The organism is Haladaptatus salinisoli (assembly GCF_020614375.1).
Taxonomy (GTDB): domain Archaea; phylum Halobacteriota; class Halobacteria; order Halobacteriales; family Haladaptataceae; genus Haladaptatus; species Haladaptatus salinisoli.
On sequence record NZ_CP085327.1, the window covers coordinates 2,774,458 to 2,786,793 of the forward strand.

Here is a 12,336-nt window from a genome sequence, read left to right on the forward strand (position 1 = left end):
TTTCTCCCCGACAGGCGGAGGATAACAAAGTGACAACCGACGTTATCGACTGGCGAGACGACGAATGAGAGTCGAACGTCTAGACCTTACAGAATGGGACGACGCACTTCCCTCGGACGGGTACGAGGTGTTCCACCGGCCGGAGGCGCTGGCCGCCGTCGAGCGCCACGCGGCCGGTGAACTCCGCCTGTTCGGGGGCTTCAAGGGACAGCAGCCTATCGCGCTGCTCCCGGTCGTCGTTCGGAATGGGCCGCTGGGAACCGCCGCCCTCTCGCCGCCGCCGGGGATGGCGATACCGCGACTGGGACCGATACTGATGCCGACGAGTCCGAAGCGGCGAAAGCAGGAGAAAGTTAACCGCGAGTTTACCCGCGAAGTGCTCGACAGGGTGCGAACCGACTACGCGGAACGGTTCGCGGAGGTGGGATTCGACTCGCCGGTCGCCCGGCGGGTCGGCGAGCAGATGGAGTCCGGGCTGACCCTGTTTCGGATGCTCTGCGGCACGGAGTACGGCGACCCCCGGCCCTACGTCTGGGGCGACCTGAGCGTCGAACCGTACTTCACCTACCACCTCGACCTCGAATCGACGACGCCGGACGCGGTCATGAAATCGTTCAGCAAGAGCCTCCGCCGGGAGATTCGGGACGCGAAGGACTTGGACGTGACCGTCACCCGCGAGGGGATCGACGGGGCGCGCGAGGTATACGAGGACACGGTCGCCCGGTACGACGAGCAGGGCGAGACGCTCGGCCTCTCGTGGGAGTACGTCCGCGACCTGTGGGAGGGACTCGACGAGCGCGCCCAGACCTACGTCGCCCGGGACTCGTCCGGGGAGTACCTGAGCGGCATCACCGCCCTCTACTCGAACGACGCGGCGTACTTCTGGCAGGGCGGCGCTCGCGCCGTCTACGAGGGAACGAGCGTGAACAGCCTCGTCCACTGGCGCATCATCGAGGACATCGTGGAGGGGTCGCCGGTCGAATCCGTGACGACCTACGATCTGATGGGCGCGAACACGGAGCGCCTCTGTCGGTACAAGGCGAAGTTCGGCGCCGACCTCGTCCCCTACTACCTCGTCGAATCGAGCGGAAAAACGATGGACGCCGCGAAACGAGCCTACCAATTCGTCCGGGGATGAAGTTCCTGTTTTTCACCAACACGCCGGCGCACGTCCACCTCTACCGACACGCGGTGGAGCGACTCCGAGAGCGCGGCCACGACGTGCTCGTCCTCGGGCGCGACTACGGCTGTACCCGCGCCCTGCTCTCGTACTACGACCTACCGCACGAGATATACGGGACGTGCGACACGACGAAGTTCTCGCTGTTCCGCGAGCTACCGGAACACTACGTCGAGATCTTCCGCCGAACCCGGCGGTACGACCCCGACCTCGTCTTCGGCGTCGGCTCCTACGCGGCCCACGCCGGGGCCATCTCGCGCACGCCGGTCGTCGTCGTCGCCGACTCGGAGCCGACGACCATCGACCACCTCGCGGCCCGCCCGTTCGTCGACACGTTCCTCACGCCGCACACGTTCGGCAAGGACCTCGGGGCGAACCACTTCGAGTTTCGCGGCTTCAAGGAACTCGCCTACCTCCACCCGGACGTGTACGAACCGGACTCGACCATCCGGGAGCGACTGGGCGTCAGTCCGGACGAGGAGTTCGCCATCGTCCGGTTCAACGCCTTCGGGTCGCACCACGACGTGGGCCACTCGGGCTTCTCGCCGGAGAAACGGCGACGACTCGTCGCCGCGCTCGCGGAGGAGGCGACGGTGTTCGTCTCGGACGAGGGTGGAAACCCCGCGCCCGGAGACGCCCGCGATTTCGACCTCCACCCGGCCCTGCTCCACGACGCGCTGGCGGAGGCGTCCCTGCTGGTCGCGGACACGCAGACGATGGTGACGGAGGCGGCGCTGCTCGGCACGCCCGCCATCCGCTCGAACTCCTTCGTCGGCGAGTCCGACATGGGGAACTTCCTCGAACTAGAACGGGAGGGTCTCATCCACAACCTGCGCTCGTTCGAGGACGTGCTCGCGCGGTCGCTCGCCCTCCTCGACGACGACTCGGCGAAAGCGGATCTCCGGGAACGCCGAGACGCCTACCTCGCGGACAAGGTCAACCTCACGGAGATACTCGTGAACATCGCCACGAACGCCGCGCCCGCGGACGAACCGATGGAGACGGTCGCCGCGGTGTCGAGACGATGATGGGTCGTTCCCCGGTACGGCGGTACGACTTCCCTGTCGCCTGCCGCGACCGGATAAAGCGGCGGATAACAAAGGCTATCTCGGGAGAGTCTTCCGTCACCGTGTCGAGAGGAACCATCCAATCGAGCGCCAGCCCGACGGACACGATACGGGTGTTGAACCTCGTGACGAACACCGACGCCCGCTTCTTTCGGGAGCAGCTGCGGGTGCTCCGCCGACGGGGCGTCGTGGAAGAGACGCTGTCGCCGCCGGGGAGACACCGAGTGCAGGACGCCGCCCGGCGGTCGCCGACCGACTACCTGCGCTTTTTCCCGACCGTCTTCCGGAACGCCCTCGGCGAGCACGACCTGATTCACGCGAACTACGGTCTCACCGCGCCGATGGCGCTGGCCCAACACCGACTGCCGGTCGTCCTCTCGCTGTGGGGTTCCGACCTCCTCGGCGAGTACGGCTGGCTGAGCAAGCGGTGCGCCCGACGCTGCGACGCCGTCATCGTGATGTCCGAGGAGATGGCGTCCGAACTCGACGTCCCGTGCCACGTCATCCCGCACGGCGTCAACCACTCGCGGTTCGAACCGCGACCGAAGCGGGAGGCGCGCGACGAGGTCGGCTGGGAGCGCGACGCGAAACACGTCCTCTTTCCGTACCCGCCGTCCCGGGACGTGAAGGACTACCCGCGAGCGGAGCGCGTGGTCGCCGCCGCCGCGGAGCGCGTGTCCGGCCGGGTCCAACTCCAGAGCGTCTACGGGGTTCCGCACGCCGAGATGGCGACCTACTACAACGCCGCGGACGTCCTCTTGCTCCCGTCGAAGAGCGAGGGGTCGCCGAACTCCGTCAAGGAGGCGATGGCCTGCAACCTGCCGGTCGTGACGACCGACGTGGGCGACGTGCGCGACCGCCTGTCGGGGGTGTCGCCCTCGCACGTCTGCGATTCCGACCGCGAACTCGTGGCAGGGTTGGTGGACGTGCTCTCCGAGCCCAGACGGTCGAACGGGCGGGAGAAGACCCGCGACGTGAGCCTCGAACGCATGGGAGAACGAATCCGAGCGGTGTACGAATCCGTCCTCTAATGCACGTCATCGTCACCATTCAGCATCCGGCGCACGTCCACTTCTACCGGCACGTCATCGCCGAACTGGAGGCGCGCGGACACGACGTTCGCGTCTTCGCCCGCGACAAGGACATCGCGCTCGACCTGCTCGACCGGTACGGCATCGAGCACACCGTCCTCGCTGGGAAGGCGGATTCGCTCGCCGGACTGGCGCGGGTGCAAGCCACCTACGAGGCGCGCCTGCTCCGCGAAGCCCTCCGCATCCGTCCGGACGTGATGACCGCCATCGGGGGCGTCGCGGTCTCGCACGTCGCGCCGCTGGTCGATGCGCGGAGCGTGGTCTGGATAGACAACGAGGGCGCGCAGTCGCACCGAATCACGACGCCGCTGGCGCACGTCATCTGCACTCCCCGGCGGTTCCGCGACGATTACGGCCCGAACCACGTCCGCTACGACGGCTATCACGAACTCGCGTACCTCCACCCCGACCGCTTCATTCCCGACCCCGCCGGACTCCGCGAGCACGGCGTGCGACCCGACGAGCGATACTTCCTCGTGCGGTTCCGGCAGTGGTCCGCCCTGCACGACGTCGGGCAAAACGGCTTCTCGCGCGACGCGAAACGCGAACTGGTCTCGTTCTTGGACGACCACGGCGATGTCTACGTCACGAGCGAGTCGCCGCTCCCCGACGAGTTCGAGGAGTATCGGCTTCCTGTGCCGCCCCACCTCGTCCACGACCTGCTCGCGCACGCCGACCTCTACGTCGGCGACTCGGCGACGATGGCGACCGAGGCCGCCGTTCTCGGGACGCCGGCGGTGCGCGCCCAGTCGTTCGCCGGGAGGGACGACATGACCAACTTCCTCGAACTCGCGGAGTACGGGCTGCTCCACTCGACGGCGGACGACTGCGAGGCCGTTCGCAGGGCGAAGTCGCTCGTCCACTCCGCCGACCCGGAGACGTACCAACGCCGGAGGGAGCGACTCCTCGACGACAAGATAGACGTCGCGGGCTACGCCACCGAACTACTGATACGCGCCGGACGAAATCAGGCGGTCCATAACAAAGGGTGAATCGAGCGACGCCGGAGACGAGCAAATGGCACGGACGTACGCACACCGGCTGGAGAAAGGCGCGCTCGTCGTTGGATTCTGCTCGCTCGCCGTGGCCGTCCTCGCTGCGCACCAGTCGCCGGCGCACGGGTACGAACTGTCGATCTACCGGGCGACACCGACGCTCTTCTGGGCCGGTGCCGCCGTCGCGCTCCTCGCCGGCATCGCCGTCGCGGTGTCGGCGCCCGACTGGTATCGCTCGCTCGGCCTCGTCCTCGGCGGAGCGACGACGCTCTCCATCGCGTCGCTACCGATCCTCCGAAGCTACCACTTCTACGGACCGGGCGACTCGCTGACGCACCTCGGTTGGACGAAGGACATCGTCGCGGGGGAGATGGCCGCTTACGACCTGCTCTACCCCGGAACCCACACCGTCGCAATCGTCATCAGGGAGGTGACCGGGCTGTCGCTCCGTCGGTCGCTGTTGCTGATGGTCGCCGCGTTCGTTCTCGTCTACCTGCTGTTCGTCCCGTTCGCGGTGCGGGTCGTGGTGGACGACGACCGGGCGGTGACGTTCGCGGCGATTTCGGCCTACCTGTTGCTCCCCATCAACGCAATCAGCGTCTTCGTCATGCCGCACCCGACCTCGCAGGCCATCATGTTCCTCCCGCTGGTCATCTACCTCGTGGCGAAGTACGTCACGGCGAGCGACCGGCGGCGGTTACCGCTGCTCGGCACCGCGTCGGGGGCGCTGCTCGCGCTGGCGTCCGTGTCGATGGTGCTCGTCCACCCGCAGCAGGCCGCAAACGTCATCCTGCTGTTCGGCGGTATCGTCGTCGTCCAGTTCGTCTACCGGCTGTTCCGCGACGGTCACGCCATCGCCCGCCACCGGGCGATGTACGCGCAGACGATGTTCCTCATGGCGATCTTCCTGCTGTGGACGCCCTTCCACGAGCGGTCGGGCGGCGCGGTGAGCGCGCTGGTCACGAGCCTGCTCAGCGACCCGGCCGCCGCGGCCGACGCGACCCACGCCGCCGCGAGCCTCTCGCAACTCGGCGGGAGCATCCGACTGCTGTTCGCTAAACTCTTCCTGGTGAGCCTGCTCTTCAGCGTCGTCGCCGGACTGTTCATGCTCGGCGGGCTGTTCGACCGCGTTCGGGGGACCGACACCAGCGCCTTCGCGAAGTACGTCGCCGTCGGAATGATACCGCTGTTCGGCCTCTTCTGTCTCTTCCTCGTCGCGAGCTTCGGCCAATTTCACTTCCGCGTGCTCGGATTCATGATGGTCCCGGTGACGATGCTCGGCGGAATCGCGCTCGCGAGAGGATTCGACGCCGTCGGGCGTCGACTCCCGAACGCCGACCCCGTTCCGGGGTTCGCCGCGGGCGTCCTCGTTCTGCTGCTCGTGCTCTCGGTGCCGACCCTGTTTCACTCGCCGTACATGTACCAGCCGTCCGGGCACGTCGCCGAGAGCCAGATGGCGGGGTACGAGACGGCGTTCGACCACCGCGGCGACGCCCTGTTCACCGGACTTCGGTCGCCCGGTGAGCGATACGCCGACGCGATTCTGGGCTACGAGGACAGCAGGCGAAGCGATTTCCGAGGGGCGCCGATTTACGGTAGCGAGTACAACGCGACCGGCAAGAACTTCACCGCGTCCCGGCTCACCTCCGCCTTCGACGGACCCCGTTACCTGCCGATAACGGAGGCCGGGGTGCAACGCGAGACCGAGGTTTACAACGGTCTGCGATTCCCGGAGCGCGGATTCCGAACGCTCGAGAGTCACCCCGGCGTCGCGCGAGTGCAGTCGGGCGGCGGCTTTCGACTCTACTACGTGAACTCGACCGCGTAGAACGATGGACTCGAAAACCTTCTCACAGGGATTCAAGGCGACGATGAGCGCGCGAGTGCTCCACGTCGTTTCGAGCGGGCTGCTCGTCGTCCTGCTCACGCGATACCTGCTCACGCCGACGGAGTACGGCCGCCTCGGAAGCGCCCTCGCGGTGCTCGGCGTCGCCGGCCTGTTCGCCGACCTCGGCACGGCGAAGTCGGCGGCCCGGTACGTCACCGAGTACCGAGAGCGCGACTCGGGGCAGGTTCCGCACGTCCTGCGGGTCGCGCTCGGCTCTCGAGTCGCCGCCACCGTCGTCGTCGCCGGCGCGTTCGCGCTCTTCGCTGGCGAGATAGGGCGACTCATCAACCAGCCCGAACTCGCGCCGCTGCTGGCGTTCGGCGGGGCCTACATCGCCGTCCACTCGCTCTCGACGTTCGCCGTGGTCGTCTTCCAGGGGTTCAATCGCGTGACGTGGAGCGCGGTGACGCGGGCGACGGGGAGCGCGAGTCTGCTCGTCTTCGTCGCGGTCGGGGCGTTCGTCGTCGGCGGTGCTGTCGGGGCGCTCGCCGGTTACGTCGCGAGCTACGCACTGGCGACCGCGGTCGGGTTGGGCGTGCTCTACCGAAAGTTCTACTCGACCCACGAGCCGGGCGACCGCGAGGCCGGGCTCCCCGGGCGCGTGCTCCGGTACAGCGTTCCGCTCGCGGCGACCAAGGGCGCGAACGTCGTCGACAAGAAGATAGACACCATCCTCGTCGGCGCGCTCGTCGGACCGCTCGCGGTGAGCTACTACTTCCTCGCCAAGAGCATCTCGACGTTCGTGCAGGCGCCGGCGGCCTCGCTCGGGTTCACCGTCTCGCCGACCTACGGGGAGCGGAAGGCGGGCGACGAGCGGGAGTCGGCGGCCCGCCTTTACGAGACGACGCTCCGCCACACGCTCCTGCTCTACGTCCCCGCGGGGGCCGGACTGGTGCTCGTGGCCGACCCCGCCGTGACGCAGGTGTTCGGCGCGAAGTACGCCGGGGCGGTTCCCGTGGTGCAAGTGTTCGCGGGGTACATCGTCCTGCAGGCGGTGATGTTCATCACGAGCGACGCGCTGGACTACCTCGGGTGCGCGCGCGAGCGCGCGTGGGCCAAGGGCGCGACCTCCGCGGCGAACTTCCTGCTCAACCTCCTGCTCATCCCGACCTTCGGCGCGGTCGGCGCGGCGTGGGCCACGGTCGCCACGTTCTCGGTCTACTCGCTGGTCAACCTCGCCGTGGTGCACCACGAACTGCCGCTGTCGCTCCCGCGCACGCTCCGCCACGTGGCGTTCGTCTGCGCCATCACGCTGGTCATGTCGAGCGTCGTGTTCGTCGCGCTCTCGTTCGTCTCCGGCCTGCTCTCGCTGGTCGCGGTCGTGGTGCTCGGCGTCGCCGTCTGGGGCGGACTGGCGAGCGCGAGCGGACTGCTCGACGTGCGGCGGGTGATGCGGGTGCTGGCCTAGCCGACGAGCACGAAGGGGGTCATCCTCAATCGGAAACGTCGATTCGCGTCGTGAGCGTCGGACGCTCAGAGCAGATCCCTGAGTTGGTTGGCGAACTCGTTCGAGTTATCCATGTTCTGCATAACGATCTCCAGCGACCGACCGCCGCCGGTCGCGACTCGAACGTTTCCGAGACCGACGAGCGCCTCCGTTATCGACTTGCGCTCTTCGACGCCGCGAACCTTGTTCAGCGGAACTTCCCGTCGAACGCGGGAGACGAACTGATACTCCTTGAGAATACGGTCGGACGTGATGAAATACGTCGTGAGCGAGTTCGTCCAGTAGGTGTGGACGCCGGTAGAGAACAGGTACAGTCCAATCACGAGCGCGACCGTCGGGTAAACGTAGGGGAGAAACGTGAAAAAGAGGAGGTACATGGTTGCAAACAGGCAAGGGTAGCTGAGCGCGATTTTCACCGCGGCAACTCGCTGCGTCGGGTGGCGGTAGTCGACGAGCTCCTCGCCGTCGCGGAGATGTGGCCGATTCGGGCTCGACTGCCACTGGACGTACGCACCGGTGCCGATAACGAACAGACCGAAGAGGACGAACGGAAGGCCGAAAGTCGTCGGTAGCCGGGTCGTATCCAACAGCAGCAGTCCGCCGGCGAGGACGAAGGGGAGGCCGAGCATCGAACTCCAGACGATAGTTTTTCCGCGCGCCATCTCACTTCCCCCTCACGAGTTGATGGAGGATCCCCCCAACCGAAAGCGCGAAGCCGCCGACGGTCAGAAAGTACGGGTCTTCGAGGACCCCCGCCGACGCGTCACCGTTCCCGTTCGAAAAGAATCCTCGTCGGCGGTTTCGCGTCGAGTTCGGCGCTGTCGCGGTGGGACCCGATTTTCGGACGGTCGTGGCGGCCGTTCCACCGGTCGTACTTCTCGAAGTCGTCGGCGTTTCGGCCGATGCGGTCGTTCCCGGTTCTTTCGTCGTCGCGGGAGATGTCGATTCGGTCGTAGTGGTCGACGCCTCGCGGAACCCTTTCCCCGCCTGTACCGCGAGGTCGGTCGGCTCGGTGACGTTGAACGACTTCTCGTACTTCGCACCGGTCTCCGCGAACTCGGCGCTCAGGAGAACCGCCCCACCGAGTTCCACACCGGTGTAATCGGTATCGGTGAGCTTCAGATAGCCGTCGCGGGTCACGCGGACTTTCGACGGGCCCGCGCCGAACCAGTGGCCGCCGCTCTTCGCCGCGATGTCGGGTTCCGCGCTCGGTGCCGGTTCGCCGTCGGCGTGAAGCACTCGGAGCGTCACGCGGTGCGTCTCCGGGAGCCTGAGCGTGCCGAGGTTCGCGTCACTCTTTCCGACCGACCGTTCGCCGAAGTCGTACACGAACGGGACTCCGTCTCGCTTCGGCGGACTCCCGTCGGTTTTGTACTCGTACATCCCCAGATAGAAGCCGGCGTCCGCGGGGACGTCGAGCGAGAAGTAACCGTCACCGTCGGTCGTCGTTCTGGGGTGCGAGTTCGTGTTCGCCTCCATCGTTACGTCACCGGCCGGTTCCCCGTCGGCGCACACGACTCGTCCCGAGACCGACACGGTCGTCGAAGCGCGCGCCGACCCCACGAGTCCGGCCGCGGTGGCGACCGCGAGTCCTCGGGTCGCCGATCGTAGAAACGTCCGTCTGTAGCGTCCTCTCATTACATCTCGAATTCCGCTCGGATATAATAAAGGTCACTTTTTCGATAGTAGCTGCTGCCTCGTTCCTCGTCGCGCGGTCGACCACGCCGACGAACTCCACTCCGAGTGGACGAACGGAGGTCGGGAAAATCGACGTCGTTTCGTCGCACCGACGAACGGACGCGAGGAGCGAAAACGGAAGGGGCGGGATTCGAACCACGCGAAGCCTGTGAGGCTCCCACCGACGAAGCGGTGGTGCTCTACCACTGAGCCACCCTTCCTCGTTTCCACGGATGGCGGGGAGTACCTTTGTTATGGACTCCCTGAAGCGTCGTCATCGGTCACTTCGTGGGACTCCGTGTCAACCGTAATCGTTCGATTTTAGGCCGTGATTTCGCCGACGAGCGAAGCGAGTCCCTCGGACAGCGAGACGGCGGGTTCGTAGCCCAGCGCCTCCCGCGCCCGGCTCACGTCCGCCCTACTGTGGTCGATGTCGCCGGGGCGGGGGTCGGTGTGGACGATGTCGGAGTCGGAGTCGGTCACCTCGCGCACCGTCTCCGCCAGTTCGCGGATCGTGACGCTCTCGCCGGTGCCGACGTTGAACGCCTCCCCGGTCCGGTCGGTCGTCGCGGCGCGGAGGTTCGCCCGCACCACGTCCGAGACGTGGACGAAATCCCGCGTCTGCGTCCCGTCCCCTTCGACCGTGATGGGGTCGCCCTGTCGGGCCTGGTCGAGAAACACCCGGACGACGGCGCTGTACTCGGGGTTCTGGCGCGGCCCGTAGACGTTGAAGTATCGGAGGACGACCGTCTCCAGCCCGTAGAGGTCGCAGAATCGCCGGGCGTAGAGGTCCGCGGTTAGTTTATCGATACCGTAGGGGGAGGTCGGCCGCTTGCGCTCCGACTCCGAGACAGGCACGGAATCGGGGTGACCGTACACCGCGGCGCTGGACGCGAGGACGACCCGGGCGTCCTCCCGTCGCGCGCGGTCGAGCACGACGAGCGACCCGTCGCCCGTGACGGCGTGACTCCGAAGCGGACGTTCGACCGAGCGCTCGACGCTGACCATGGCGGCCTCGTGGAAGACGACGTCGACCCCGTCCATCGCCTCCCGGACCGCCTCGGGGTCGCGAATGTCGCCCTCCACGAGCGTCGTCGCCTCCGGAACGTTTCCCCGCTTTCCGGACGAGAGGTCGTCGAGGACGCGAACGTCGTTCTCCTCGGCAAGCGCCTCGGCGAGGTGGCTTCCGACGAACCCCGCGCCGCCGGTCACGAGCACGGTCTCGCCGGTCGGCCCGAAGGTCGTTCCGGCGCTCCGCACGCTGGTCGCCGGGGTCATTCCATGTACCCCAGTCCGCGGAGTCGGTCTTCCACGTCGTCGAAGTCGGCCTCGACCGACGCGCCGCTCCCCGACTCGCCGTACTCGCGCTGGGAGACGGCCCGTCGCCCCGGTCTCGACCCGTCGTGGAATATCTCCTTCAACACCCGTCCGTCGGCGTCGGACGGTACGGCCTCGTCCAGCGCGTGGAGAACCGTCGGGGTCACGTCGGCGACGCTCGCGTCGGTCGGCACCGTCTCGGCCTCGATGCTCGGTCCCCACGCGAGGAAGATGCCCTCGGGGCGGTGACTGGCGACCTTGCTCCCGCTGTCGGCGAACACGTTCCGCGTCAGTGCGTTCGCCGTCTCGTACTCGCCGCGACCCTTGACGACGAGGTCGGGTGACCGAGGGTCGGTCGGGAACAGTTCGTCGCCGTCGTACACGTGGAGGGCGCGGTCTCCGGTGTCGGGGTCGGTCACTCCCTCGAACAGCGACCGGAGGTCGCTCTTGAGCGCGGGCACGTCTTCGGGCGCGACGACGCCGGGGTCGAACCGCAGCGTGTCGTTCACGTAGACGCTCCCCTCGCCGTGGACGAACGCCACCGTCTCCTCGAAATCCACGTCGTAGAGGCTGTGGTCGCCGGGAACCTGAGCGGCGACGGAGTCGACGACGGAGCGAGGGAGGTGTTCGACGAGGGACTGCTCGCTCACGCCGAACCGGGAGAGGGCGGCCTGAATGCGATCCTTCGTCAGTCCGAACCGAGCGAGCGCGCCTCGCGCGCCGTCCCCCCGCTTTCGGTGCAGGAGTCCCTCGCGTTCGAGCAAACTGTTGACGAAGACGAACGTCGAGATGGGGCCGAAGCCGTGGTCGGAGACGACGAAAAGGGTGGCGTCGCGGGACTCGACGTACTCCAACACCTCGCCGAGCATGTCGTCCAGTTCGCGGTAGTGGTCGAGGAGCGCGTCGTCCTCCCAGATGAGGTGTTGGAGGCGGTCGGGGGCGGTGTAGACGAAGAAGAAGAGCCGCCAGTCCTCGGCCATCAGACGGCGCATCAGTTTCCGGCGGCTCGCGAGCAGGGAGGACAGTTCCTCGCGGAACTCGTCGGGTCTGTCCCGGAACTCGTCCCACGACAGACCGATTCGATAGTCGGGGATCTCCTCGGCTATCTCCGCGGCGAACTCGGGCGGGTGGGTGAAGTGGTCGTTCGTCTCCGGCGTCATCATCCCGGTGACGAGCGTCCCGTCGATGTCGTCGGCGGGGTAGGTCATCGGAACGTTGCCGACCACGGCGGGCGAGACGATGTCCCAGAGTTCGGGTCTGCGAACGTCGGCGCTGGTGTTCATCCGGTGAGTGTAGCCGGATTCGAGGTGCTGGAAGCCGTACAGTCCGTGCTTGTCGGGCCAGACTCCCGTAGCTATCGTCGGCCACGCCAGCGGCGTGGCGTCCGGGGTAGTGCTCGAAAGCGGCCCGGCGGCCCCCTCTTCGACCAACCGAGCGAAGTTCGGCAACTGTTCCTCCCCCGTCCACCGTCGGATCAAATTCCACGGAACGCCGTCCAATCCGAGGACGAACGCCCGCTCCGGACTCGAAGTTTCCATCGACATAGTTAGCTCGCCTGGGCAGGCCGCCTGCCCGTGGCTCTGTCCCGTCCCACCACCGGGATTCGCTTTGTTATGGGCTGATTGCGAGGCGTTTGGCTGGAGTTACCGTTCGTAGCCCGAGGCTGGCGCAGCG

Annotated in this window: 10 protein-coding genes and 1 tRNA gene; 6 read left to right on the forward strand and 5 right to left on the reverse strand. The window is 67.0% G+C overall.

Annotation, left to right across the window (positions count from 1 at the left end):
• Window positions 1-64: 64 nt before the first annotated feature.
• The 6 genes from LIX00_RS15215 (at window position 65) to LIX00_RS15240 (ending at window position 7,629) form a co-directional block, all read left to right on the forward strand.
• A complete protein-coding gene (locus LIX00_RS15215; protein WP_227354039.1) occupies window positions 65-1,138 on the forward strand; it encodes a lipid II:glycine glycyltransferase FemX in 1,074 nt (357 codons plus the stop codon).
• Window positions 1,135-2,208, forward strand: a complete 1,074-nt coding sequence (locus LIX00_RS15220) for a hypothetical protein (protein ID WP_227354040.1) — start codon at window positions 1,135-1,137, stop codon at window positions 2,206-2,208. Before LIX00_RS15215 ends, LIX00_RS15220 begins: the two co-directional genes overlap by 4 nt.
• 146 nt (window positions 2,209-2,354) lie before the next feature.
• Complete coding sequence (locus LIX00_RS15225) at window positions 2,355-3,278, forward strand: glycosyltransferase (RefSeq protein ID WP_368410751.1); 924 nt, start codon at window positions 2,355-2,357, stop codon at window positions 3,276-3,278.
• Window positions 3,278-4,330: a DUF354 domain-containing protein gene (locus LIX00_RS15230; RefSeq protein ID WP_227354042.1), complete on the forward strand. Its 1,053-nt coding sequence runs from the start codon at window positions 3,278-3,280 to the stop codon at window positions 4,328-4,330. Before LIX00_RS15225 ends, LIX00_RS15230 begins: the two co-directional genes overlap by 1 nt.
• A gap of 25 nt (window positions 4,331-4,355) precedes the next feature.
• The gene (locus tag LIX00_RS15235; RefSeq protein ID WP_227354043.1) at window positions 4,356-6,161 is read left to right on the forward strand and encodes a hypothetical protein; all 1,806 of its coding nucleotides are present in this window, start codon (window positions 4,356-4,358) and stop codon (window positions 6,159-6,161) included.
• 4 nt (window positions 6,162-6,165) lie between these two features.
• Window positions 6,166-7,629, forward strand: a complete 1,464-nt coding sequence (locus LIX00_RS15240) for a lipopolysaccharide biosynthesis protein (RefSeq protein WP_227354044.1) — start codon at window positions 6,166-6,168, stop codon at window positions 7,627-7,629.
• Between the two features lie 65 nt (window positions 7,630-7,694).
• Here the strand turns inward: LIX00_RS15240 and LIX00_RS15245 are convergent, their stop codons facing one another.
• From LIX00_RS15245 to LIX00_RS15265, 5 genes are all read right to left on the reverse strand, one after another.
• Window positions 7,695-8,330, reverse strand: a complete 636-nt coding sequence (locus LIX00_RS15245) for a PH domain-containing protein (protein ID WP_227354045.1) — start codon at window positions 8,328-8,330, stop codon at window positions 7,695-7,697.
• Window position 8,331: 1 nt separating this feature from the next.
• Entirely contained in the window at window positions 8,332-9,306 is a 975-nt protein-coding gene (locus tag LIX00_RS15250; protein WP_227354046.1) for a hypothetical protein, read from the reverse strand.
• Window positions 9,307-9,481: 175 nt separating this feature from the next.
• Window positions 9,482-9,566, reverse strand: a tRNA-OTHER gene (locus tag LIX00_RS15255).
• 100 nt (window positions 9,567-9,666) lie between these two features.
• On the reverse strand, window positions 9,667-10,623 hold the full coding sequence (locus tag LIX00_RS15260; RefSeq protein WP_227354047.1) for an NAD-dependent epimerase/dehydratase family protein: 957 nt from the start codon (window positions 10,621-10,623) through the stop codon (window positions 9,667-9,669).
• On the reverse strand, window positions 10,620-12,206 hold the full coding sequence (locus LIX00_RS15265) for an alkaline phosphatase family protein (protein WP_227354048.1): 1,587 nt from the start codon (window positions 12,204-12,206) through the stop codon (window positions 10,620-10,622). Before LIX00_RS15265 ends, LIX00_RS15260 begins: the two co-directional genes overlap by 4 nt.
• Between the last annotated feature and the right edge of the window lie 130 nt (window positions 12,207-12,336).